Origin of the sequence: Massilia sp. (assembly GCF_046293535.1) — a bacterium.
Lineage (GTDB): Bacteria > Pseudomonadota > Gammaproteobacteria > Burkholderiales > Burkholderiaceae_D > Telluria.
The window spans coordinates 31,483-55,534 of record NZ_JBKBOV010000008.1 but is presented as its reverse complement, the minus strand read 5'-3'; the positions used below and the strand labels follow the sequence as shown (position 1 = coordinate 55,534).

Here is a 24,052-nt window from a genome sequence, read left to right as displayed (position 1 = left end):
CTGCACTCAGCCACTCGACCCGATTGCAACTGCAGGTGCAACCCTGATCGGCGCCTGAATGTGCGTACACGTTTTTTTCCACCGAATTTGCTCATGGCGGGGCCGGTGGAGCGCGCCCCTGTGTAAAATATCGTTTTAATTCTTACACCAGCAGAGGTTTGACCGCCGCCTGTCGATTATATATTCAAAATGAAGGACTTAGAGAGAATTTCTGGGAAGACAATGCGAACAGTGGTACAAAACGATGTTGTTCCCCCTTCATCACAGCCAACAATCCAGGCGCAGTTCGTGACAATCACCGAGGAAGAAGCCGGCCAGCGCATCGATAACTATCTGTTGCGCGTCTGCAAAGGCGTCCCCAAAAGCCACATCTACCGCATCCTCCGTTCGGGGGAGGTGCGGGTCAACAAGGGCCGCATCGACCAGTTGTACCGCCTCGCCGAAGGCGACCTGGTGCGCATTCCGCCGATCCGGATCGCCGAGAAAGCCAGCCAGCAGGCCACGCCCGGCGTCGAGTTTCCCATCGTGTTCGAGGATACGCACCTGCTCGTCATCGACAAGCCTGCCGGCGTCGCCGTGCATGGCGGCTCGGGGGTGTCGTATGGCGTGATCGAGCAGTTGCGCGCGGCGCGGCCCCAGGCCAAGTTCCTGGAACTGGTGCACCGGCTCGACCGCGAGACCTCGGGTTTGTTGCTCATCGCCAAGAAACGCTCGGCATTGACCAACCTGCACGACCAGATGCGCGACGGCGTGACCGACAAGCGCTACCTCACCGCCGTGCATGGCGACTGGGTGAACAAGCGACAACATGTAAAGCTCCCTTTACATAAATTCACGACGCCGGACGGCGAGCGCCGCGTGGTGGTGCAGGCCGGCGGCCAGGAAGCGCACACGGTGTTCAACCTGAAGCGCAAGTGGAAGGACTTCGCCCTGCTCGAGGCCGAACTGAAAACCGGCCGCACGCACCAGATCCGCGTGCACCTGGCCTCCAGCGGCTTTCCGATCCTGGGCGACGAGAAATACGGCGATTTTGCATTGAACAAGCAGCTTCAGAAGGCAAGCGACACGCGCGGAGCGCTCAAGCGCATGTTCCTGCATGCCTACCAGATCACGTTCACCCACCCGGATACCGGCCAGCCGCTGACCTTGCGCGCGCCGCTGCCGGCCGAGTGCGACCGATTCTTGGTAAGCTTGGGGCAACCACTCATATAAATATAGAAACGTAGGGTGGGCGGGTTCCCCGCCCACGCGGTGATTGTTCACGATTGGATAGCCGATCACGATGATCTCGCAGCTGGTTGACCGCGTGGGCGGGACACCCGCCCACCCTACAACACATACAATGCCAAGAAAGCAATTTGACCTGATCGTTTTCGACTGGGACGGCACGCTGATGGACAGCACGGCGGCGATCGTCCGCTGCATCCAGTCGGCGGCCCGCGACCTCGGGCTGCCGGTGCCGAGCGACGCCTCGGCCTCGCACGTGATCGGCCTCGGCCTGTCCGAAGCCATGCAGGCGGTGCTGCCGGACATCGATCCGGTGCTCTACCCGAAAATGGTGGAGCGCTACCGCTACCACTTCCTCACCAAGGACCACGAACTGGTGCTGTTCAAGGGCGTTCGCGAGATGTTGACCGACCTTGCGCAACAAGGCTATTTCCTGGCCGTGGCCACCGGCAAGAGCCGCGTCGGCCTGAACCGGGCCATGAACGCGGCCGGGTTGCTGGCCATGTTCGACGCCACCCGCTGCGCCGACGAGACCTTCTCCAAGCCGCACCCGGCCATGCTGCAGGAACTGACCCGCGAACTGGGCCAGATTCTACGCCGCACCGTGATGATCGGCGACACCACCCACGACCTGATGATGGCGAACAATGCCGGCGCCGCCGGCATCGCGGTCGAGTTCGGTGCCCATCCGGTGCACCAGTTGCAGGCCTGCAAGCCGATCTTCTCGGCGCGCTCGATTCCCGAATTGCACGCCTGGTTGCTGGAAAACGCGTAAAGATGGCTGAAGAAAGCAGCGTGTTCGTGTGCGATGCATCCGCGCTGCTCGAGGGCGGCAAGGGTGTCCGTTTTCCCGTCATTGCTTTCGGGCATCCAGCGACTGGCTTTGTGGTACGTTATGAAGGTAAACCATTTGCTTACCTGAACCGTTGTGCACACGTGCCCATCGAGCTCGACTGGTCGGAAGGCGACTTTTTCGAGTCGAGCGGCCTGTACCTGATGTGCGCGACCCACGGCGCGGTATACCAGCCGGACACCGGCAAGTGCGCCGGCGGTCCCTGCCGCGGCGGCCGGCTGCGGCCGATCGCCGTGAGCGAACGGGATGGCGGCATCTGGTGGCAACCCGACGAGATGGTGTTCGCGCCCGCGCCTTGAATGGCGCGGACGCCCCGCGGTGTAACAATATCGAAACCGGAATAATTGAGCGAATGAGCGAGCAAGCGAGTCACGATCACGATCCTTCCAGCCAGGCCGACAAGCGGCTCGCCGCCGACCCCAACATCGGCAACTGGGAGCGCGCGACCCTCGAGAAACTGGTGTTCGCCACCGTGCAGGAGCGCCGCGCCGCGCGCCGCTGGAGCATCTTCTTCAAGCTGAGCTTCCTGCTGGTCGCGATCCTGGCGCTGGCCACCTACTACGACGCCAGCATCGGCTTCGGCGGCGACGAAAACCTGGGGCGCCACACGGCCCTCATCGAAATCAAGGGCGAGATCGAAGCTGCAGGCAGCGGCGCGGCCGATACCGTGATCCCCTCGCTGAACAAGGCCTTCTCCGACGCCGGTTCGGCCGCGGTGGTGCTGCGCATCGACAGCCCCGGCGGCAGCCCGGTGCAGGCCGGCATCATCGTCGACGAGATCCGGCGCCTCAAGCGCGGCTATCCCGAAAAGCCCCTGTACGTGGTGGTCGACGAGATCTGCGCTTCGGGCGGCTACTACATCGCCTCGGCCGCCGACCGCATCTACGTGAACAAGGCCTCGATCGTCGGCTCGGTGGGCGTGCTGATGGACAGCTTCGGCTTCGTCGGCACCATGGACAAGCTGGGCGTCGAGCGGCGCCTGCTCACCGCCGGCGAGAACAAGGGCTTCCTCGACCCGTTCAGCCCGCAGTCCGAGAAGCACAAGGCGCACGCCCAGGCGATGCTCAACGAAATCCACCAGCAGTTCATCTCGGTGGTGCGCGCCGGCCGCGGCAAGCGCCTGAAGGAAACCCCGGAAACCTTCTCGGGCCTGTACTGGACCGGCGAACGCGCGGTGGCGATGGGGCTGGCCGACGGATACGGCACCGTCGACACCGTGGCGCGCGACATCGTCAAGGCCGAGGACATCGTCGACTACACCGCCCACGAAGGCTTGCCGGAGCGCGTGCTGAAGAAGTTCGGCGCGGCGGTGGGCAATGGCGCCGTCAGGGCCGCCTACAAGGGGGTTGTTCCGCAGCTTCGATAACAAAATGCTTGCATCCTGCGGAACATGTTCTATATTGAGGTGGTGCGACTCGAGGGTAGACCGAGAGGCGTTCCCCCCACTGCACCAGGCGTGCAGCTTCGAGTGAATTCAATTCCTCACAGTAGTGTTCCTTCTCAGGAAGTGGAAACGACGGCCTCGGCCGTCGTTTTCATTTTCCGGCGGCCGGCGACCGGCGCCCCGGCCGCGCAGTTCAGGTGCAACTGCCGATCTGGCGGGCGCCGCCTTCGCCCAGCGCCTGGCAGTCGGCCAGCCGGGGAGTGGGCAGGGCATGGGGCGCGTCCTCGTACTGGCTGAAGCCGCCACGGTCGAGCCAGGCCTGGAAATCGCGCCGGGCGGTGGCGTACCAGGCGGCGCGCAGGGCGCACGTCGTGTCCGACGTGCCGCCATGGTGCAGATGGGGAATCTGGCCACCATGCTGCCAGCGCGACAGCGCCAGGCGGGTGGGGAACAGGGCAGCATGGACTCTCGCCATCTGGCGCCGCTCGGCAGGATCGGCTGCTTGCGGAAGAACTCCATCGGTCGGTTGCGCGTCGGTATGCACGGTCTTTGTCCTATCGTCTGGGCGAGGTTGATGCGGTAAATACATCCTCGTGCTATTAGGCGGATTCCTAACGCGTTGAAGTCTATCAATCAGAATCTTCCTAAGCTTGACGCGCATCAAATGTACGGAAGCATCCGAGGGCCTATCGGAATATTGCTTACCCCAAATGAGTAATATACGGTTCCGGCACCGGCGCGGCCGGTGCTTTGTTCGAGGCTGCCCCTTCTGTTAAAGTGGCGCCCCATGAGCAAACTATCCCTGGACCGCATCCTGCAATCGCAGGGATTCGGCACCCGCAAATACTGCCGCGCGCTGATCGAGGACGGCGACGTGCTGGTCAACGGCGCGGTCGAAGACAATTACAAGGCCACGTTCGAGACGGGCGACCTGGTGCTGACCGTGTTCGACGAGGAGTGGCGCTACCGCGAACACGTCTATCTCGCGCTGTACAAGCCGGCCGATTACGAGTGCTCGCGCAAGCCCAGCCACCATCCCGGCGTGCTGACCCTGCTGCCCGAGCAGTTCGGCTGGCGCGAGGTGCAGCCGGTCGGCCGCCTCGACCACGACACCACCGGCTTGCTGCTGATGTCGGACGACGGCCCCTTCATCCACGCCCAGTCCTCTCCCAAGCGCCACGTGCCCAAGGTCTACCAGGCTACCACCGCCGAGCCGGTCACGAGCGCACTGGTCGAGCAGATGCTGGCCGGCGTGCAGCTGCACGACGAACCGGCGCCGCTCAAGGCGGTTTCCTGCGTTCAACGCGGCGAGCACCAGCTCGAGATCGTGCTGGAGCAGGGCAAGTACCATCAGGTCAAGCGCATGCTGGCCGCCGCCGGCAACCATTGCAGCGCACTGCACCGCTCGCAGATCGGCGGGCTGACGCTGGAATCGCTCGGGCTGAAGGAAGGGGAGTGGTGCTACCTGGAGCCGGAACAGCTGGCGCTGCTGGCGCCTGATCATTCGTAGGGGTGATCTGGTCCAGTGGACCAGATCACGCTCTGCCGACCGCGCGTTCAACCAGTCCGTGAATAGTTGCGCCGCATCCAGTCAAACGGGAGTCGAACGCGCGGACGGCGAAGCCGTCCACCCTACTGGATCCATTCCCAATCCACGCCCCTGGCGCCCCGCCTTGTCCACCCGCCGCGCCATGCTCTGCAGGTCGAGCGGCCGGGTGAGCCGGTGGCGCGCCAGCGCCGCGGCGCCGACCGCGACCGCGTCCGCGCCGAAGCGCGAGGTGCGGATGTCCGGCGCCGTCAACATCGCGGCATCCGCGTAGCCGCCCAGCACCCGGCGCGCCGGCGCGATCAGGGTGTCGCCCAGGCTGAGCGCCGGCCCGCCGATGACGATCGCCATCGGATCGAACGCGGCCCACAGGTTGTTCAGCAGCACCCCCAGCTGCTCGCCGGCCGCGCTCACCGCCGCGCAGGTCTGCTGCTGCCCCTGCGCCACCTTCTCGAACAGGCGCTCGAGCGCCGCCCGGCTCGGCTTCTCGGCGCCCAGCAATGAAGCCAGACCGATCAGCGCGTCGGCGCAGCCGCAGCGCCCGCACGAGCAGCGCGGCCCGTCGGCCTGCAGGATCGCATGCCCGACCTCGCCCGCGAACCCGTTCAGGCCGGTGAGCAGGTTGTCGCCGACGATCACCCCGGCGCCCACGCCATAGCCGATCGACAGGTAGACCAGCGGGTCCGTGCCCGACTGCCCGGTGAATTCGAACTCGGCCAGGGCCGCGACGTTCGCTTCGTTCTGCATGTACAGGGGCAGGGCGTCCAGCGGCGTGCCGGCGAAGTGCGCGCGCAGCTGGCTGTCCACGTCGACGTTGCGCCAGCCCATGTGCGGCGCGTAGCGCAGTATCCCGAGCATCTCGTCCACCCCGCCGTGCAGGCCGACCCCGATGCCCAGCACCTGGCGCGCGCCGTCCGCGCCCGTTGCCCGCCCGAGCCGGCGCGCCAGCCGTACCAGCCCGGCGGCCACCAGCTTGATGCAGGACGCCGGGTCGGCGCTGTCGTCGTAGCTGACCACGCGCGTGTCGAGCACCTCGCCGAGGAGGTTGGTGGCGAGCACGCGCGCTTCGTCCACGCCGATCTCCGCGCCGAGCAGGGCCAGGCGGTTCGGATCGAGGTGCAGCGGCGTCGCGCGCCGGCCGACTTCGCCGGTGGCGATCAGCTCGCTCTCGGTCAGCCAGCCTTCGTCCATCAGGTCGCGCACCAGCATGCTGACCGTCGACTTGGTCAGCCCCAGCACGTCGGCCAGGGAGGCACGCGAGAGCCCGGGCTGGGTGCTGACCTGCCGCACCAGGGCCATCCGGTTGAGTTGCTTCAGTAATTGGTGGTCACCGGTGACGGGCATGGGTCGATAAGCTGTTTGAGTGTGATGATTATGCAACACCGGCAACAAAAGAAAAAAATTCTTATGCGCATGCATGGCCGGCAGAAGATGGCAAGTATAACCAGCTCCTTGCAAAAATATCAGCGCTGCGCAAAAAACGCGAAGTCGTTGATTTTCCTATGAAATCGATTTCATAAATTTGTCCGTGCACGCGTCGGACAGTCCTTTGCGCTTCCCTCAACGGACGCGCCAAGCCTATGCGGGACGCATTTTCCGGTCTTTCCATGTGCTATTTCGTTTGTTCGACGAATTGACTAATTCAAACATCCCCTTTAACCTTTCGTCAATACAAAAAGTCCGAGCGGCAATTAATAAGCCAAGGCGATCCAGTTTTCGCACGCGGCACAACGGACCCGGCCCCACTACAAAGTCTTAGTCAGGTGTTTTTCAGTAACGCCACCAGCGGCACGTTCCCACCCGGGTGCGGCGCCATATTTGTAGAAGAGAGGAGACACAGTGCTGCACAAACAACAGAAGGCAACTTCGCGCCATCCGGGCACCAGGCATCGCCTGATCACCCTTGCCGTGGCAAGCGCGCTCGCCACCCTGGGCGCCCAGGCCCAGGCCCAGGAAGCGAACAACGCGGCCGATCCGGCCAACACCACCACCGCCACGCCGAGCGCCGCCAACACCGTGGTCGTGAGGGGTATCCGCGCCAGCATGCAGTCGACGCTGAACCTGAAGCGCAATTCGGACGGTTTCGTCGACGGCATCGCCGCCGACGACATCGGCAAGTTCCCCGACACCAACCTGGCCGAAGCGCTGCAGCGCATCAGCGGCGTCTCGATCGACCGCAACCGCGGCGAGGGCGCCCTGGTCACGGTGCGCGGCGTCGGCCCCGACCTGAACCTGGTGCTGCTCAACGGCCGCCAGATGCCGACCGCGAACCTGGGCGACCAGTCCGGCCGCGCATTCGACTTCAGCAACCTGGCCGCGGAAGCCGTCTCGCAGATCCAGGTGTACAAGAGCGTGCGCGCCGACGTCACCCCGGGCGGCATCGGCGCCACCCTGAACGTCATGACCGGCCGTCCGCTCGACCTGGGCAAGCAGGCCAGCTTCGGCGCCAAGCTCGTGCACGACACCTCGAACGACAACCTGCCGGACCAGAACAAGGCGCGCCGTTCCACCACCCCGGAAATCTCCGGCCTGTACAGCAACACCTGGAACGACGGCATGTTCGGCCTGTCCGCCAGCGCCAGCTACCAGGAACGCAACATGGGCATCAACACGGCCGCCGTCATCAACGGCTGGCTGGGCCCGTTCAAGATGGGCGACACCAGCGACGGCGCGATCCCGCAGCCGAACAACCCGAACTTCGTCAACATCAAGAACTCGCCGAGCGGCAACGACCTGTACCTGTCGCCGCAGAACATGTCGTACAAGATGAACGGCTACCAGCGCCAGCGCACCAACGGCCAGCTGACCTTCCAGTTCCGCCCGGTCAAGGAACTGACCACCACCCTCGACTACACCTACGCCGAGAACAAGCTCCAGCACCGCTACAGCGAGCTGTCGGCCTGGTTCGGCCACAACATGGACATCCAGGGCGCCCAGTTCAGCGGCGGCCCGCTGTCCTCGCCGCTGTACTACGAGGAGCGCTACACCAGCCCGCAGGACATCTCGATGAACGGCGGCGACGCGGCCCGCAAGTCGACCCTGAACTCGCTCGGCTTCAACACCCAGTGGCGCGCCACCCCCGACCTGACCCTGAGCTTCGACGCCCACCACTCGGTGGCCGAGGCGAAGTCGGACAGCCCCTACGGCTTCAACAACGACCTGGCCACCGCCAGCTTCAGCCGCGGCCTGACGCGCGCCGACTTCACCAGCGAGATGCCGGTGCTGTCGATCCAGGGCGCGGACTTCGTCGGCAGGCCGCACCAGGTCGCCGGCTCGTGGTTCCAGGACGGCCGCAACAAGATGACGCTCGACCAGGCCCAGCTGGGCGGCAAGCTGAAGCTGTTCGAGAGCTCGGGCCTGAACTTCGGCGCGGCCTTCACCAAGAACAAGAACGAGTCGATCTTCCAGCAGGTGCAGCGCGATACCTGGGGCGGCACGGTGCCGGTCACCTCGAACGCCTACGACCAGAACATGTGGCACGCGGATAACCTGCGCAACTACTTCAGCAAGCTGGGCGGCGCCGACAATCCGGCCCTGTTCACCCAGATCCACCCGTTCGACTTCGAGGCGGTGCGCAATGCCGCCATCGCGATCACGGGCGACCGCGCCGGCTACACCCCGAGCCTGGCCAACCCGGCCTACGACCGCACCACGATCGAGAAGACCAAGTCGATCTACCTGCAGTTCAATACCGACTGGGATACCGCGATGCCGATGCACACCGGTATCGGCTTCCGCTACGAGCAGACCCGGGTCGCCTCGACCGGCCTGACCAAGGTGCCGACCGGCATCCGCTGGATCTCGGAAAACGAGCTGCCGGTGGACTTCGGTTCGCAGACCTTCGAGACGCTGGAAGGCAAGTACAACAACTTCCTGCCGAGCATCGACTGGGACATCGAGCCGCGCTCCGACATGAAAGTGCGCGCCAGCTATGGCGTGTCGATCGGCCGTCCGCGCTACGACCAGATCGCCGGCGGCAGCACCTACGGCACCACCGCCAGCGTCACCGGCGTGACGGTCAGCCGCGGCAATCCGGCGCTGGAGCCGGTCAAGTCCAAGAACCTGGACCTGTCCGCCGAGTGGTACTACAACAAGCAGAGCATGCTCTCGCTGGGCCTGTTCCACAAGAAGCTCACCGACTACACGGGCTCGACCGTGATCACCGAAGGCTCGCCGACCGCGACCACGCCGGTGGGCGGCGCCTACTGGAACGCGGCGGTGGCCTCCGGCTGCTCGGTCTCGAACCGGATCTGCATCCGCAACTACATCCTGCGCAACTTCGCCGGCCAGCCGGGCGTGACCTATACCGGCGACAACTCGGCGGGCGTGGCCCAGGGCACGATCACCGGGGTCGCGGGCAATCCGGCGCTGCCTTACCAGGTGTCGACCCTGGTCAACTCGCAGGGCGACACCCTGAAGGGCGCGGAGGTCAACTGGCAGCACATGTTCGCCAACGGCTTCGGTTTCCAGGCCAACTACACCTACGTGAAGTCGGGCCTGACCTATAACGACCTGGGCGTGGGCAACCAGTTCGCCCTGGTCGGCCTGTCGGATTCGGCCAATATCGTCGGCATCTACGAAGACACGAACTGGTCGGTGCGCGCAGCCTACAACTGGCGCGACCGCTTCCTGTCCTCGACCGCCGACAACGGCAAGCCGAACCCGAGCTACGTCGAGCCCTACGGCCAGCTGGACATCTCGATCGGCTACAACGTCAACAAGAACCTGAGCCTGTCGCTGGAGGCGATCAACGTCAACGACGCGAACCAGCGCGTCCATGGCCGCTCCGAGATGCAGGTGCTGCAGGTATCGACCGGCGGCCGCCGCTACATGGTGGGCGCCCGCTACAAGTTCTAAGTTCTTGGTGCCGGGCGGCACCCGCTGCCGCCTTTCCGACAGGCCGTCTTCGTGCGGCCTGTTTTTTTGACACGCATGGCTTTGTCCATGCGAAACTTACGGCGGAGGAGACCATGAGCCAATCCGTTTTGCTGCACAGCCTGGAGCACAAGGACCTGCGCGTCATTCCCGAGCGCGGCGCCGCCTGGGGCGACGACGTGATGTTCAGCCTGACCTTCCCGCAGGAGTTCCGCCAGGTCCAGGCCCATTACCCGATCGTCTTTCGCGCCACCGGCGACGCTGCCGGCTACGAGGCGCTGGCACTGTTCGGCTTCGAAAGCGGCGAGAACCTGTTCCTCGGCCCGCAAGGCTGGGACGCCCACTACGTCCCGCTGAACATCGAACGCAGGCCCTTCCTGATCGGCCGCCATGGCGACGAACTGAACATCCACATCGACGTCAAGCACCCGCGCGTGAGCGTGACTGAGGGGCAGGAACTGTTCCTGCCCTACGGCGGCACCAGCCCCTACCTGGAGCGCATCCATTCGGTGCTGCTGACCCTGCATCAGGGCTTGCTTGCCATGCCGGCTTTCGTGGGCGCGCTGGTAGAGCACGCGCTGCTCGAATCCTTCGTTGCCGACATCGAACTGAGCGACGGCTCGCAGCACCGCTTGACGGGCTTTTATACGATCAACGAGGAGCGGCTGCAGGCGCTGCCGGGCGCCGCGCTCGAACGCCTGAGCCGCGACGGCCACCTCGAGCCCATCTACATGGCGCTGGCTTCGCTCTCCAACTTCCGCGACCTGATCGCACGCAGGGAGCGCCGCCATGCTGCCTGAGCCCACGCCGATCCGCGAGCTCGACGGCAGCGTGCCGGGCGTGCTCAGCGACGCGCTGCTCACCTCGACCGAACCGGTGGTGCTGCGCGGGCTGGCGTCAAGCTGGCCGATGGTCGCCAAGGCGTGCGACTCGCAGCAGGAGGCGGGAGCCTACCTGCGCCGTTTCTACCGCGGCGAACAGGTGCTGGCCTTCCTGGGCGCGCCCGAGATGGCGGGGCGCTACTTCTACAACGAGGACCTGAGCGGCTTCAACTACGCCGCCATCAAGGCGCCGCTCGACAAGGTGCTGGAAGAACTGGAAGACCACAAGGACGACGTGCGCCCGCCCTCGGTCTACGTCGGTTCCACGATGATCGACCACTACCTGCCTGGCTTCCGTTCCGAGAACGACCTCGACCTGGGCGGGCGCGTGCCGCTGGTGAGCATCTGGATCGGCAACCGCTCGCGCATCGCCGCCCACTACGACGTGCCGGACAACATCGCGGTCGTGGCCGCGGGCCGGCGCCGCTTCACGCTGTTCCCGCCGGAGCAGGTGTCGAACCTGTACATCGGGCCGCTCGACTTCACCCCGGCCGGGCAGGCGATCAGCCTGGTCGATTTCGCCAAGCCCGACCTGGAGCGCTTCCCGCGCTTCGCGCAGGCCATGGAGCAGGCCCGGTCGGCCGAACTGGGGCCGGGCGACGCGCTCTTCATTCCTTCGATGTGGTGGCATCACATCGAGGCGCTCGCGCCTTTCAATGCGCTGGTCAACTACTGGTGGCGCCAGTCGGCGCCGCACATGGATTCGCCGGTAAGCAGCCTGATGCTGGCGCTGCTCACCATGCGCGAGCTTCCGCCCGCCCAGCGAAGTGCCTGGCAGGAGCTGTTCCGCCACTACGTCTTCGAAAGCGACGGTAGCGAGGCGGCCCATATTCCTCCCCGGGCGCGCCGGATGCTGGCGCCACTGGACGCGGATGGCGCCCGCGCGCTGCGCATCCAGCTGCTGAACAGGTTGAACCGGTAGGGTGGGCGGCTTGTCCGCCCACGCGGTGATCGTTGACGGCTCCGCTTTCGTACCGGATGATCTTGCTGCTAACACTCACCGCGTGGGCGGGAAAACAGTCCACTGGACTGTTTTCCCCCGCCCACCCTACAAACGGTGCGCCATCATCCCGGCTTTTCCGCGAAACTAGCGTTGACAATCCGTCATGTCATGGGCACGCTTAGGCCCCTGTCATCGCGCCCGCACAGCCGTTTCCAAAGAAAGCCCATGCATTTGAAGAAGATCCCCGCAGCCCTGCTGCCCGTCCTGCTCGCCACTCCCGCCTTCGCCCAACAAGCGACTCCAACGGTAACCCAGCAACTGGCCGACTGCACCAGGCTGGTCGACACCAGAGAGCGCCTGGCCTGTTTCGACAGCCTGGCCGCAGCCCATGGCGCCACGCCCGCCGCGCCCGCCGTCCTTGCCGCGCCGGCCCAGGGAGCGGAGGTCGCCGCCGTTCCCGGCCAGCAGCCGACCGCGTTCCCGGCCAAGCCGCAGCCGAACCCGGCCGCTTCGGTCGATCCGGCGGTGGAAGCGGCCGCCGAGTACACCATGGACTCGCACTGGGAACTGAACGAGAAGCACCGCCGCGGCATCTTCGTATTCCGCCCGCACCGGCCCAACTACCTGATCGCGACCCGTACCTACCGTCCCAACGAGGCGCCTTACGAACCCTTCCGCGCGGCCGACTTCACCGGCAAGCTCTCGCACGCCGAACTGCAGTACCAGCTCGGCTTCAAGATGAAGGCGGTCGAGACGGCCTTCGAGCTGCCGATCGACGTCTGGTTTGCCTACACCCAGAACAGCTTCTGGCAGGCCGACAACAGCGAGGCTTCCAGCCCCTTCCGCGAGACCAACTACCAGCCGGAAGTGATGGTGGTGACGCCGCTGAACTTCAGCGCTTTCGGCGCCAACCTGAAGTACCTGAACCTGGGCCTGGTCCACCAGTCGAACGGCCAGACCTCGACCCTGTCGCGCAGCTGGAACCGGATCTATGCCCAGGTCGGCATCGAGCGCGGCCGCTTCTCGATGACGGCGCGCGTGTGGAAGCGCCTGAACGAGCGGTTCGAGGACGACGACAACCCTGACATCATCGACTACATGGGCCGCGCCGAACTGTCCGGCACCTACCGGATGGACGGCCACGAGTTCAGCGCCATGCTGCGCCGTAACCTCTCGACCAGCAAGGGCGCGACCCAGCTCGGCTGGGCCTTCCCGCTGGCCGGCCCGCTCAAGGGCTATGTGCACTGGTTCTCGGGCTATGGCCAGAGCCTGATCGACTACAACTACTTCCAGCGCACCATCGGCGCCGGCGTCGTCGTTCGATACTGATCTGACGCTACAATGGCGGGTTCCCAACAGAGCCCGCTATCACCATGAAACTCGCCACGCTCAAGGACGGCACCCGCGACGGGATGCTGGTGGTCGTCTCGCGCGACCTGAAGACCGCCCACGTCGCCGACGGCATCGCGCCCACCCTGCAGGCCGCGCTCGACGACTGGGCCTTCATCGCGCCCCAGCTGGCAGACCTGTACCTGCTGTTGAACGAAGGGCACACCCGCCGCCCCTTCGACTTCGACCCGGCCAAATGCATGTCGCCGCTGCCGCGCGCCTACCAATGGGCCGACGGCTCGGCCTATGTCAACCACGTCGAACTGGTGCGCAAGGCGCGCCAGGCCGAGATGCCGGCCTCGTTCTGGGAAGACCCGCTCATGTACCAGGGCGGCAGCGATGACTTCATCGGTCCAATGGACGACATCGTGCTGGCGCACGAAGAGTGGGGCATCGACTTCGAGGCCGAGGTGGCGGTGGTCACCGGCGACGTGCCCATGGGAGCCACGCCCGACGAGGCGCACGGCCAGATCCGCCTGCTCATGCTGGCCAACGACGTCTCGCTGCGCAACTTGATTCCGGACGAACTGGCCAAGGGCTTCGGCTTCCTGCAGTCGAAGCCGGCAACCAGCTTCGCGCCGGTGGCGGTCACGCCGGACGAGCTGGGCGATGCCTGGCGCGGCGGCAAGGTCCACCTGCCGCTGAGATCAAGCTGGAACGGCAGGCTGGTCGGGCAGCCGGATGCCGGCACGGACATGGTCTTCAACTTCCCGCAGCTGATCGCGCACCTGGCCAAGAGCCGCAACGTGCGTGCCGGCAGCATCGTCGGCTCGGGCACGGTGTCGAACAAGGATACGTCGAAGGGTTATTCCTGCATCGCCGAGCAGCGCTGCCTGGAGATGATCGAGTTCGGCGAGCCGGTTACGCAGTTCATGCGTTTTGGCGACACCATCCGGATCGAGATGCTGGACGAGAAGGGCAAGTCGGTGTTCGGGGCGATCGAGCAGGCGGTGAAGCGGCTCGAGCGCTGATGTGATTGGGTTTTCGTAGGGTGGGCAGGTTTCCTGCCCACGCGTTCAACCAGTTTCAAGATCATCGCGTACGGTTTTTTTCCGCTAACTATCGCCGCGTGGGCGGGGGACCCGCCCACCCTACGAAATCCGGTTATTTGCTTGACCAAAATGAATCCGGCGCCCCCTCTCCACGCAAGTCCACTTCCACCGGCCTGCTGATCCGTCGCAGCGTCTCCGCCGCCAGCAGCCGCCCGTCCGGCTCGTGCAGCCGGTACCAGAGGAAGGCCACGCCCGACAGGCGCAGGTGCTGGCCGGTGAACAGGTTTTCCTTCACGATGCTCATACCCTCCAGCCGCAGCTCGGCGTCGAGCACCAGGCTGCCGGCGGTGCGCTCGCTATAGCCGAGGAAGCGCGCGGCATTGAACAACGGGCTCCTGTCGCTGGCTTCGCCTGCCTTGAGCGAGTCGACGAAGGCATCCACCACTTTCAGTTGCGCCAGCGCCGCCTGGCTGACTGCCGCCATTTCCTTCTTCTGCTCGCCCTTGGCGGCATCGAGCAGCACCTGCAGCTCGGCGATGCGCTGGGCGTAGGCGGCGCGGTGGACGGCGAGGGCATTCAGGCGCCCCAGCAGTTTTTCGTAGCGTGCCCAGTCGAGTTCGCCGAGGTAGCCGCCCCCGAGTCCGCTGATGCGCTCGGGGCAGGTTTGCGCCAGGGCGCTGGCGAACAGGCTGCGCGCCCCTTCGCCGTAGCCGATCCCGGTTGCGCTCACGTCGCTGCGCAGCAGGGCGGCGATGTCGGCGCCCGCGCGCACCGTGGCCGGCACGATGGTGAGCACGGCCAACGGCAGGGCCGCCGCACCGGAGCCCGGCGGGCGCTGGGTGTCGAGGTAGCGCTGCAAGGCCTTGTTGCGCTCGGCCATGTCGCTGGAAAAGCGGGTGAGGGCGCTGTCGACGCTGCGCGCCGCCACCATGCCCTGGCTCGTGGCCGGATCATAGAGCGCGGCGGTGCGTCCGGCAGGCAGGCGGGCACACAGGGTTGCCGCAAGCTCGCGCGCCAGGTCGAAGGCGCGCACCAGTCCGGCCGCGCCGAACTGGCGGGTGTCGATGTTGCCTGTCAGCGGCTTGGACTGGGCTGGCGGCAGGCGCGCCAGCAGTTCGGCGCGTTCGGCTTCGGCCAGGGCCTGGCGTGCTTCGGCCTCGAGTTGGCGGGTGCGGAGCTCGGCCAGGTCGGCGGTGGATTGCCCGTGCGCGCGTTCTGCCGGGACCGCAAGTAACAGGCAAAACAGGATGAAATGAAGGAAGAGGACAGAGGAAGAACGGTCGATACCGCGGGTAAAGGTCATGCCGGCTCCCGAATCCTTGGGTTTATTCAGCAAGGATAATTGCCACAAATAAAGATGTATCTAATTGTCCGCAAAGAGTAGGAGAAGTTTCAGGGCGGTTGATTGTTGAACGTCAACTTCCCTAAAATCGCCGGATTGCTCTTGAAAGATCAATCACTTACAGCGTCTAGCAAGGAAACAGTCTGTAACACGATTAGGCGTTGGCTAAATAGAAATGCGATAGAATTGACGAGTTAACAAAGTGGTTCTATGAGTATTATTAATTTGCCATTGACTGCCCTCGAGCTTGGCTTTGCCGTATCGCTAGCCTGTTCGCTGCTGCTCGTCCTGACGACGCGCTGGCACGGACGCTATTCGCTGGACGCGACGCACGGTGTGCAGAAGTTCCACATCACCCCGACGCCCCGCGTCGGCGGCGCCGCCATCATGCTGGGCCTGTGGCTGTCGCTCGGCGTCCTGCCCGAAGCGCAGCAGGAGCTGCTGCTGCCGGTGCTGGTGGCCGCCATGCCGGCCTTCGTGTTCGGCCTGGCCGAAGACTTGACGCGCAAGGTCTCGGTGCGCGCACGCCTCATTGCCACCATTGCCAGCGGCGTGTGCTGCTGGGGCCTGACCGGCGTTACCCTGCTGCACATCGGCATCGGCCCGCTCGACATGATGCTCACCTGGTTGCCGGCCTCGGTCCTGTTCACTGCCGTCGCAGTGGGCGGCGTGGCCAACGCGGTCAATATCATCGACGGCTTCAACGGTCTGGCCAGCGGCACCGTGCTGATCGGTATGGCGGCGCTCGGCATCATCGCCCAAGACGCCGGCGACGCCAACCTGGCACAACTGTGCTTCGTGATATGCGCCGTGACCGCCGGCTTCTTCGTCGTCAATTTCCCCTTCGGTAAACTGTTCCTTGGCGATGGCGGCGCCTACCTGCTCGGCTTCCTGCTGGCCTGGCTGTCGGTGATGCTGGTCTACCGCAATCCGCTGGTGTCGCCCTGGGCACCCTTGCTCGCCTGCGGCTATCCGGTGTTCGAGACCGTGTTCACTATCCTGCGCCGTCTGTGGTGCCGCCGTCATCCGGGCCACCCGGACAGCTGGCACTTGCACAGCCTGGTCAAGACCGCGATCGTTGCGCGCTTCCTGCGCGGGCTGCCGGCGCCGCTGCGCAACGCCTGCGTGTCGCCAGTGTCCTGGCTGGTGGCGCTGGTGCCGGCCATGATGGCGGTACGCTTTGCGGCGGTGCCGGAAGCGCTGTTGCAGGGGGTGCTGGCAAGTTTCCTGCTGTACCTGTCGGTGTATGCGTTTGTGGTTTCGGCGTGGTGGGCAAGGCGGCGGCGTATCAAGCGCAGCGATCCGCCGAGCGCCGTCGTACTTGGGCAACAGGATAGGCCGCTGGCCCAGCGCGTGCTGTGAGCTTCCCCCCACAAGCCTAACACGACATAATTCGGGTCAGGGGCGTATGTCCAGATTCAACTACCCGGGTAAAGTATGACCATCCTTGTGACCGGTGGCGCCGGCTTCATTGGTTCGAACTTCGTGCTCGACTGGCTGGCGCAACATGACGAGCCAGTAGTCAACCTCGACAAGCTGACCTATGCCGGCAACCTGAACAATCTTGCGGGCATCGAAGGCGACCCGCGCCATCATTTCGTGCGCGGCGATATCGGCGACGGCGAGCTGGTGGGGCGCCTGCTGCGCGCGCATTCGGTCCGGGCAGTTCTGAACCTTGCGGCGGAAAGCCATGTGGACCGCTCGATCGCTGGCCCGGCGGCCTTTATCGAAACCAACGTGGCCGGTACCTTCCGCTTGCTGGAAGCGGTAAGGCTTTACTGGGGCCAGTTGGGCCAGGACAGGCGTCAGGCCTTTCGTTTCCTGCACGTCTCGACGGACGAAGTATACGGCTCGCTCGATGCCGGCGCGGCGGCATCCGACGAGGAGCACCGCTACGCGCCGAACAGTCCCTATTCGGCCAGCAAGGCCGCTTCGGACCACTTGGTGCGGGCTTGGCACCATACCTATGGTTTGCCTGTACTTACCACAAACTGTTCCAACAATTACGGCCCGTTCCACTTTCCGGAAAAGCTGATTCCGCTCGTGATCTTCAATGCGCTTGCAGGCAAGCCCCTGCCGGTCTACGGCGATGGGCGACAGGTGCGCGACTGGCTATACGTGCTCGACCATTGCAGCGCGCTTCGTCGCGTGCTCGAAGCCGGCAGGCCGGGCGAGACCTATAACATCGGTAGTTCGAACCAGGTCGCGAACATCGACGTCGTGCATGCCGTGTGCGCCGTCCTGGACGAACTGCGCCCGCGGCCGGACGGCCTGTCGTACGCGGCGCAGGTCAGCTTTGTGAAGGACCGTCCCGGCCATGACCGGCGCTACGCGGTTGACGCTGGGAAGCTGGAACGCGAACTCGGCTGGCGCCCGGCGGAGATGTTCGAGACCGGGCTCCGCAAGACCGTCGTGTGGTACCTGGCGCACGGGGACTGGGTGCGGGGCGTGACGAGCGGCGCCTACCGCGACTGGGTCGCGCAGCATTACGCCAGCGAGCGCGGTGCCCCATGAAGATACTTTTGTTTGGTAAGGACGGACAGGTCGGGTGGGAGCTCCAGCGTGCGTTGGCGCCGCTGGGAGAACTGCACGCGCTTGGCCGGAGCGAGGCCGACTTTGCCGACCTCGATGCCTTGCGATGCCGGGTGCTGGACGAGCGGCCCGACGTCATCGTCAATGCCGCCGCGTACACTGCGGTCGACCGGGCCGAGACCGACGAGGCCGTTGCTCACCGCATCAATGCGCTGGCGCCTGGCGTGCTGGCGCAGGCGGCCGGCGCCTGTAGCGCCTGGATCGTGCATTACTCGACCGACTTCGTGTTCGGTAGCAGGGGTGGTAGCGGCGTGGGCGGTGCCCATGTCGAGACCGACACGGTCGCCCCCTTATCCGTCTATGGGCGTACCAAGCTCGACGGCGAGGAGCGCATCCGGGCAAGTGGCGCACGTCATCTTGTTCTGCGCACCAGTTGGGTGTATGGACGGCATGGCGCGAACTTCCCGAAGACCATCCTGCGCCTGGCGAAAGAACGCCGGCAAATCGAGGTTGTCGCCGACCAGGTCGGTACGCCAACCAGTGCCTGGTTGCTCGCCGATCTCACGGCGCTGGCCTTGTACCGCATCGCCATGGAGCGTGGTGGCGCAGAAACGCTGTCCGGCACTTACCACGTGACTGCATCGGGCGGGACTTCCTGGCACACCTATGCGCGCCACGTCGTCGAACTGGCGCTGGCGCAAGGCGCCCGCTTGACCCTGTCACCCGAGCGGATCAAGCCGGTCTCGGCGGCGGAGTGGGGCGCAGCGGCTGCGCGCCCGCCTGATTCCCTGCTCGATACCGGCAAATTCCGCGCCGGCTTCGGGCTGGCGCTGCCCGCGTGGCGCGACGACGTCAACCGCCTGGTCACCGAACTGGTGGCGGGAGGCAACCCATGAGGAAAGCCATGAACGAATCTACAAGGCGGAAAGGTATTATCTTGGCTGGAGGCAGCGGTACGCGTTTATATCCGGCGACGCTGGCGGTGTCGAAACAGTTGATGCCGGTATTCGACAAGCCAATGATCTATTATCCGCTGAGCACGCTGATGCTGGCGGGGATCCAGGACATCCTCGTCATCTCCACGCCACAGGACACACCACGTTTCGCGCAATTGCTGGGTGATGGGGCGCGCTTCGGCCTGAACATCTCATATGCGGTCCAGCCGACCCCGGGCGGCATCGCCCAGGCCTATCTGGTCGGGGCGGACTTCCTGGCGGGCAGTCCGTCGGCGCTGGTTCTAGGCGATAATATTTTCTACGGTCATGACTTGCAGCCATTACTGCGGCGTGTGTCTGCCCGGAGCAGTGCGAGCATATTTGCCTACCACGTGCATGATCCAGAGCGCTATGGCGTGGTGGAATTTGATCCCGAAGGACGCGCAACCAGCGTAGAGGAAAAGCCGCGAGCGCCGCGTTCGAACTATGCGGTAACGGGCCTGTATTTCTATGACGGTGAAGCAGTCGACGTCGCTCGTTCGCTCAAGCCTTCGGCCCGCGGTGAGCTCGAAATCACGGACATGAATCGTATCTATATGCAACTCAAACGATTACATGTCGAGATCCTGCGCCGCGGCTATGCCTGGCTCGACACCGGCACCCACGAATCACTCCTCGACGCCAGTCACTTCATCGCCACCATCGAGCGGCGTCAGGGTCTGAAAGTGGCTTGCCCAGAAGAAATCGCCTACCGCATGGGATGGATCAGTGCAGCGCAGCTGGCGGAGCTGGCGGCGCCGATGCAGAATAATAGCTATGGCCAGTACCTGACTCGCTTGCTTGCCGAACCGGTGCAGCTCCAATGAACGCCATTCCCCAAGCCATTCCCGAGGTGATGTTGCTGGAACCGCAGGTCCATGGCGACGAGCGCGGTTTCTTCTTCGAAAGCTTCAACCAGCACCGCTTCGAAGAAATGGTGGGGGCGCCGATTGCTTTCGTACAGGATAGCCATTCTAGGTCGGCCCGCAATGTGCTTCGCGGGTTGCATTACCAGATCAGGAATCCACAAGGCAAGCTGGTTCGCGTGATCACAGGTAGCGTGTTCGACGTAGCAGTGGATCTACGCCGCAGTTCGTCGACGTTCGGCAGATGGGTCGGTAATGTCTTAAGCGCCGGGAACAAGAGGCAGATGTGGATACCGCCGGGTTTCGCGCATGGCTTCCTAGCGCTGTCCGACATGGCGGAGTTTGTGTACAAGTCAACCGACTACTACTTCCCGGAACATGAGCGCTGCATTGCGTGGAACGACCCGCAACTGGGGATCCCTTGGCCGCTGGACGGGCTTCCCTTGCTATCGGCGCGTGATCAGCATGGCAACCCGTTCGCTTCGGCCGAGATCTACGATTGAACGGTGTGTAATTGGGCGTCGTCGGTACTATTTGGCAATTTTGGGACTCCAGCAGGCGAACCGCCTGTTCTGGTCTCCCGCCGCGTCTCCGTAAATAAGGGGCGATTCCGTTCCTGTTTCACTTATAGCCGCACGGCAACACCTGAGATAATCCTGTTTTGGATGTATTAATTAACAGGAGCGGTGGATGGCGGACGACAGCGACGCGGAAAAGACAGAACCAGCGTCACCCAGAAGACTGGAGAAAGCCCGCGAAGAAGGCGACGTCCCCCGTTCGCGCGAAATCGCCACGTTCACCGTCCTGATGACCGCCGGCGCCGGCCTGTGGATGACGGGCGGCTCGCTGATCGGCAAGCTGGAGCAGGCCATGCAGTCCGGCCTCTCGCTCAGCCGCGACCAGGTCTTCAACCCCAACGTCCTGATCGAACGCATCACCGCCGACCTGGTGGCGGTGATCATCGCCTGCCTGCCGCTGGCAGGCCTGATCATGCTGGTGGCGCTCGCTTCGCCGCTCCTGATCGGCGGCTGGAATTTCTCTTCCAAGGCCTTCGTGCCCAACTTCATGAAGCTGGACCCGATCAAGGGCATCGGCAACATGTTCTCCACCAATGCCCTGATCGAACTGCTGAAGGCCGTCGCCAAGACCCTGGTGGTCGGCGCCGTGGCCTGGGTGGTCATCATGAGCCAGAAGGATGCGCTGATCGGCCTGGCGGTCGAGCCGCTGGGTGCCGGCAGCGCCCACGTGGGCGAACTGGTGGCCAAGGCCTTCCTGTTCATTACCGGCGCGCTGGGCGTGATCGCCGCCATCGACGGCCCCTGGCAGCTGTGGCACTACCACGACAAGATGAAAATGACGCGCCAGGAAATGATCCAGGAGTCGAAGGAATCGGACGGTAATCCGCAGATTAAGGGCAGGATTCGCCAGATTCAGCGCGAAATGGCGCGCGGCCGCATGATGCAGAATGTGCCCACTGCGGATGTGATCGTCACCAACCCGACCCATTACGCGGTGGCGCTCAAATACGCCGACGGCCAGAAGGGCGCGCCGCGGGTGGTGGCCAAGGGCATCGACGACGTGGCAGCCAAGATCCGCGAGCTCGGCCTTGAACACAAGGTGACGCTGCTGGAAGCCCCGGCCCTGGCGCGTGCGCTCTACAAGCATACCGACATCGACGAAGAGATCCCGGAGAAGCTGTTCTCGGCCGTGGCGGAAGTGCTTGCCTACGTCTACCAGCTGCGCGCCTACAGGAAGGGCGAGGGCATCTACCCGGATCGTCCGACGAAACTGGCGGTGCCGCCGGAGATGGACCCGAACGATCCGGCCTACAAGGGACCGGGCGCGGCAAACACGGATTCGAATAACGGAGCATTGCATTAATGAACAGCGTCAAACTGCCGGCATGGACGAACGGGCTCGCGTCGAAGGGCGCCAGCGCGCTCGCCGCCCCGATCTTCATCGTCATCCTGCTGGCGATGATGATCCTGCCGCTGCCGGCCTTCGTGCTGGACGTGTTCTTCAGCTTTAATATTGCGCTGTCCGTCATCGTCCTGCTCACCGCGCTGTACACGGTCAAGCCGCTCGACTTCATGGCCTTCCCGGCCATCCTGCTGATCTCCACGATGCTGCGCCTGGCGCTCAACGTCGCCTCCACCCGTATCGTGCTGACCGAGGGCCATACTGGCGGCGCGGCCGCGGGCAAGGTGGTCGAAGCCTTCGGCCACTTTCTTATCGGTGGCAACTTCACGGTCGGTATCGTCGTCTTCGTCATCCTGACCATCATCAACTTCACGGTCGTGACCAAGGGCGCGGGCCGTATCGCCGAAGTGGGCGCGCGCTTCGCCCTGGATGCGATGCCGGGCAAGCAGATGGCGATCGACGCCGACCTGAATGCCGGCCTGATCGGCGAAGCCGACGCCCGCAAGCGCCGCAACGAAGTGGCGCAGGAAGCCGAGTTCTACGGCGCGATGGACGGTGCCTCCAAGTACGTCAAGGGCGATGCCATCGCCGGCATCATGATCACCCTGATCAACGTGATCGGCGGCCTGATCATCGGCGTGGTCCAGCACGACCTGAGCTTTGGCGAAGCTGCCGAGGTGTACACCCTGCTGGCCATCGGCGACGGCTTGGTCGCCCAGATTCCTTCGCTGATCATCTCGATCGCGGCCGGTATGGTGGTCTCGCGCGTGGCCAACGACGACGACATCAGCAGCCAGGTCACCAACCAGCTGTTCGCGCGTCCGGAAGCCCTGTACATCACCGGCGGCATCATTTTCGCGCTCGGCGTGATCCCGGGCATGCCGAACCTGATCTTCCTGCTGCTGGGCAGCGTCCTGTGCGGCGGCGGCTGGCTGATCGCCAAGCGCAAGAAGGACGCGCCGGCCAAGGAAGCGGCGGCGGCGGAAGCCGCGGCCACCGCGGCCGCGGCCAATGGCGCCACCGCCCCGGCCGAGTCGGAAGAAGCCACCTGGCAGGACGTCATGGCGGTCGACACCCTCGGGCTGGAAGTGGGCTACCGCCTGATTCCCCTGGTCGACAAGACCCAGGGCGGCGAACTGCTCAAGCGCATCAAGGGCATCCGCAAGAAGTTCGCCCAGGAAGTCGGCTTCCTGGCGCCGCCGGTGCACATCCGCGACAACTTGGAACTGAAACCCTCGGCCTACCGCATCACCCTCAAAGGCGTGGAAGTGGGCACCGGCGAAGCGATCAACGGCCAGTTCCTGGCGATCAACCCGGGCATGGCCAGCGGCACCCTGCCGGGCCTGGTGACCACCGATCCGGCCTTCGGCCTGCCGGCCACCTGGATCGACGCCAGCCTGCGCGACGAGGCGCAGAGCCTGGGCTATACCGTGGTCGACGCCGGCACCGTGGTGGCGACCCACCTGAACCACCTGATCACGACCCACGCCTCCGAATTGCTGGGCCGCATGGAAGTCCAGGACCTGCTGGATCACCTGGCCAAGGCGACGCCGAAGCTGGTGGAAGACCTGGTGCCGAAGGTCGTGTCGCTGTCGACCCTGCAGAAAGTGCTGCAGAACCTGTTGCTGGAAGGCGTGCACATCCGCGACATGCGCACCATCATCGAGTGCCTGTCGGAGTACGCGGGCCAGACCCAGGATCCGGCCGAGCTGACCGCCATGGTGCGGGTGGCGCTGGGCCGGGCGATCGTGCAGCAGTTGTTCCCAGGCGCCAACGAGTTGTCGGTGATGACCCTCGACAACCGCCTCGAGCGCCTCCTGATGCAGGCGATGGGGGCCGGTGGCGACGGCACCGGTATCGAACCGGGCCTGGCCGACACCATCGCCCAGCAGGCAGCCAATGCGGCCGCCCAGCAGGAACAGATGGGCCTGAGTCCGGTGCTGCTGGTGCCGGCGCCGCTGCGCGTGCTGCTGTCGCGCTTCCTGCGCCGCGCGGTGCCGCAGTTGAAGGTGCTGTCGCACAACGAGATTCCGGAGACCAAGACGATCCGGGTGACCAGCCTGGTGGGTGTGCCGATGTAAGTGAGGGAGAGTGCTAGTCTTGCCTCCGAGGGTCGGCGAGATCAACTCCTCAACGGCCTTGGATCCCGGCCTGCGCCGGGATGACCTTAGTTATGTGGGGATGATGCCGCGTTGCGCGACGTTGGTAGCGCCGCGTGCCATCACAGCGCCATTCGGCGCCTGACGAATCTTTCGTGCTAAACCTCCGCCTTTTGAAATAAGCCTTTTTCCCCTCCCTTTTCCCCCGATGGTTTCTTTACGGCATCGC

At 64.6% G+C, this 24,052-nt stretch carries 20 protein-coding genes; 17 read left to right on the top strand and 3 right to left on the bottom strand.

From position 1 onward, the window contains the following. Positions 1-222 precede the first annotated feature (222 nt). The 4 genes from ACK4S9_RS06640 to ACK4S9_RS06625 all read left to right on the top strand — a co-directional run bounded on the left by ACK4S9_RS06640 (position 223) and on the right by ACK4S9_RS06625 (position 3,446). On the top strand, positions 223-1,212 hold the full coding sequence (locus ACK4S9_RS06640) for an RluA family pseudouridine synthase (protein WP_409723419.1): 990 nt from the start codon (positions 223-225) through the stop codon (positions 1,210-1,212). 130 nt (positions 1,213-1,342) lie between these two features. Continuing rightward, entirely contained in the window at positions 1,343-2,002 is a 660-nt protein-coding gene (locus ACK4S9_RS06635) for an HAD-IIIA family hydrolase (protein ID WP_409723191.1), read from the top strand. 2 nt (positions 2,003-2,004) lie between these two features. Further along, a complete protein-coding gene (locus tag ACK4S9_RS06630) occupies positions 2,005-2,379 on the top strand; it encodes a Rieske (2Fe-2S) protein (protein ID WP_409723188.1) in 375 nt (124 codons plus the stop codon). Positions 2,380-2,432: 53 nt separating this feature from the next. Next, entirely contained in the window at positions 2,433-3,446 is a 1,014-nt protein-coding gene (locus ACK4S9_RS06625; protein ID WP_409723187.1) for a S49 family peptidase, read from the top strand. Positions 3,447-3,657: 211 nt separating this feature from the next. Here ACK4S9_RS06625 and ACK4S9_RS06620 read toward each other — a convergent pair whose 3' ends face one another. Further along, entirely contained in the window at positions 3,658-4,008 is a 351-nt protein-coding gene (locus ACK4S9_RS06620; protein ID WP_409723184.1) for a hypothetical protein, read from the bottom strand. Between the two features lie 243 nt (positions 4,009-4,251). Here ACK4S9_RS06620 and ACK4S9_RS06615 point away from each other — a divergent pair, with 243 nt between their 5' ends. Next, on the top strand, positions 4,252-4,974 hold the full coding sequence (locus tag ACK4S9_RS06615) for a pseudouridine synthase (protein WP_409723181.1): 723 nt from the start codon (positions 4,252-4,254) through the stop codon (positions 4,972-4,974). An 81-nt stretch (positions 4,975-5,055) separates the two neighbouring features. Here the strand turns inward: ACK4S9_RS06615 and ACK4S9_RS06610 are convergent, their stop codons facing one another. After that, positions 5,056-6,354 carry an ROK family protein gene (locus tag ACK4S9_RS06610; RefSeq protein ID WP_409723178.1) on the bottom strand — a complete coding sequence of 433 codons (1,299 nt, stop codon included), beginning with the start codon at positions 6,352-6,354 and terminating at the stop codon, positions 5,056-5,058. A gap of 495 nt (positions 6,355-6,849) precedes the next feature. Here ACK4S9_RS06610 and ACK4S9_RS06605 point away from each other — a divergent pair, with 495 nt between their 5' ends. The 5 genes from ACK4S9_RS06605 to ACK4S9_RS06585 all read left to right on the top strand — a co-directional run bounded on the left by ACK4S9_RS06605 (position 6,850) and on the right by ACK4S9_RS06585 (position 14,069). Then, positions 6,850-9,867 (top strand): TonB-dependent receptor, encoded by a 3,018-nt coding sequence (locus tag ACK4S9_RS06605; RefSeq protein WP_409723175.1) that lies wholly within the window; start codon positions 6,850-6,852, stop codon positions 9,865-9,867. A gap of 113 nt (positions 9,868-9,980) precedes the next feature. Then, the gene (locus ACK4S9_RS06600) at positions 9,981-10,685 is read left to right on the top strand and encodes a SapC family protein (RefSeq protein ID WP_409723173.1); all 705 of its coding nucleotides are present in this window, start codon (positions 9,981-9,983) and stop codon (positions 10,683-10,685) included. Beyond that, positions 10,675-11,688 (top strand): cupin-like domain-containing protein, encoded by a 1,014-nt coding sequence (locus ACK4S9_RS06595; RefSeq protein WP_409723170.1) that lies wholly within the window; start codon positions 10,675-10,677, stop codon positions 11,686-11,688. Before ACK4S9_RS06600 ends, ACK4S9_RS06595 begins: the two co-directional genes overlap by 11 nt. A 246-nt stretch (positions 11,689-11,934) precedes the next feature. After that, entirely contained in the window at positions 11,935-13,038 is a 1,104-nt protein-coding gene (locus ACK4S9_RS06590; protein WP_409723167.1) for a phospholipase A, read from the top strand. 44 nt (positions 13,039-13,082) lie between these two features. Then, positions 13,083-14,069: a fumarylacetoacetate hydrolase family protein gene (locus ACK4S9_RS06585; RefSeq protein ID WP_409723164.1), complete on the top strand. Its 987-nt coding sequence runs from the start codon at positions 13,083-13,085 to the stop codon at positions 14,067-14,069. Positions 14,070-14,202: 133 nt separating this feature from the next. Here the strand turns inward: ACK4S9_RS06585 and ACK4S9_RS06580 are convergent, their stop codons facing one another. After that, positions 14,203-15,393: a hypothetical protein gene (locus ACK4S9_RS06580; RefSeq protein WP_409723161.1), complete on the bottom strand. Its 1,191-nt coding sequence runs from the start codon at positions 15,391-15,393 to the stop codon at positions 14,203-14,205. Between the two features lie 249 nt (positions 15,394-15,642). Here ACK4S9_RS06580 and ACK4S9_RS06575 point away from each other — a divergent pair, with 249 nt between their 5' ends. The 7 genes from ACK4S9_RS06575 to flhA all read left to right on the top strand — a co-directional run bounded on the left by ACK4S9_RS06575 (position 15,643) and on the right by flhA (position 23,805). After that, the gene (locus tag ACK4S9_RS06575; protein WP_409723159.1) at positions 15,643-16,794 is read left to right on the top strand and encodes an MraY family glycosyltransferase; all 1,152 of its coding nucleotides are present in this window, start codon (positions 15,643-15,645) and stop codon (positions 16,792-16,794) included. Positions 16,795-16,869: 75 nt separating this feature from the next. Beyond that, entirely contained in the window at positions 16,870-17,946 is a 1,077-nt protein-coding gene (rfbB, locus tag ACK4S9_RS06570; RefSeq protein WP_409723156.1) for a dTDP-glucose 4,6-dehydratase, read from the top strand. Then, positions 17,943-18,860 carry a dTDP-4-dehydrorhamnose reductase gene (rfbD, locus tag ACK4S9_RS06565; protein WP_409723153.1) on the top strand — a complete coding sequence of 306 codons (918 nt, stop codon included), beginning with the start codon at positions 17,943-17,945 and terminating at the stop codon, positions 18,858-18,860. The genes rfbB and rfbD overlap by 4 nt, the downstream gene beginning before the upstream one ends. 8 nt (positions 18,861-18,868) lie before the next feature. Then, positions 18,869-19,765, top strand: coding sequence for a glucose-1-phosphate thymidylyltransferase RfbA (rfbA, locus tag ACK4S9_RS06560; protein ID WP_409723150.1), 897 nt, complete (start codon positions 18,869-18,871; stop codon positions 19,763-19,765). Then, the gene (gene rfbC, locus ACK4S9_RS06555) at positions 19,762-20,307 is read left to right on the top strand and encodes a dTDP-4-dehydrorhamnose 3,5-epimerase (RefSeq protein ID WP_409723148.1); all 546 of its coding nucleotides are present in this window, start codon (positions 19,762-19,764) and stop codon (positions 20,305-20,307) included. The genes rfbA and rfbC overlap by 4 nt, the downstream gene beginning before the upstream one ends. Positions 20,308-20,494: 187 nt before the next feature. Then, positions 20,495-21,685 carry a flagellar biosynthesis protein FlhB gene (gene flhB / locus ACK4S9_RS06550; protein ID WP_409723145.1) on the top strand — a complete coding sequence of 397 codons (1,191 nt, stop codon included), beginning with the start codon at positions 20,495-20,497 and terminating at the stop codon, positions 21,683-21,685. Continuing rightward, complete coding sequence (flhA, locus tag ACK4S9_RS06545; RefSeq protein ID WP_409723142.1) at positions 21,685-23,805, top strand: flagellar biosynthesis protein FlhA; 2,121 nt, start codon at positions 21,685-21,687, stop codon at positions 23,803-23,805. Before flhB ends, flhA begins: the two co-directional genes overlap by 1 nt. Positions 23,806-24,052 lie beyond the last annotated feature (247 nt).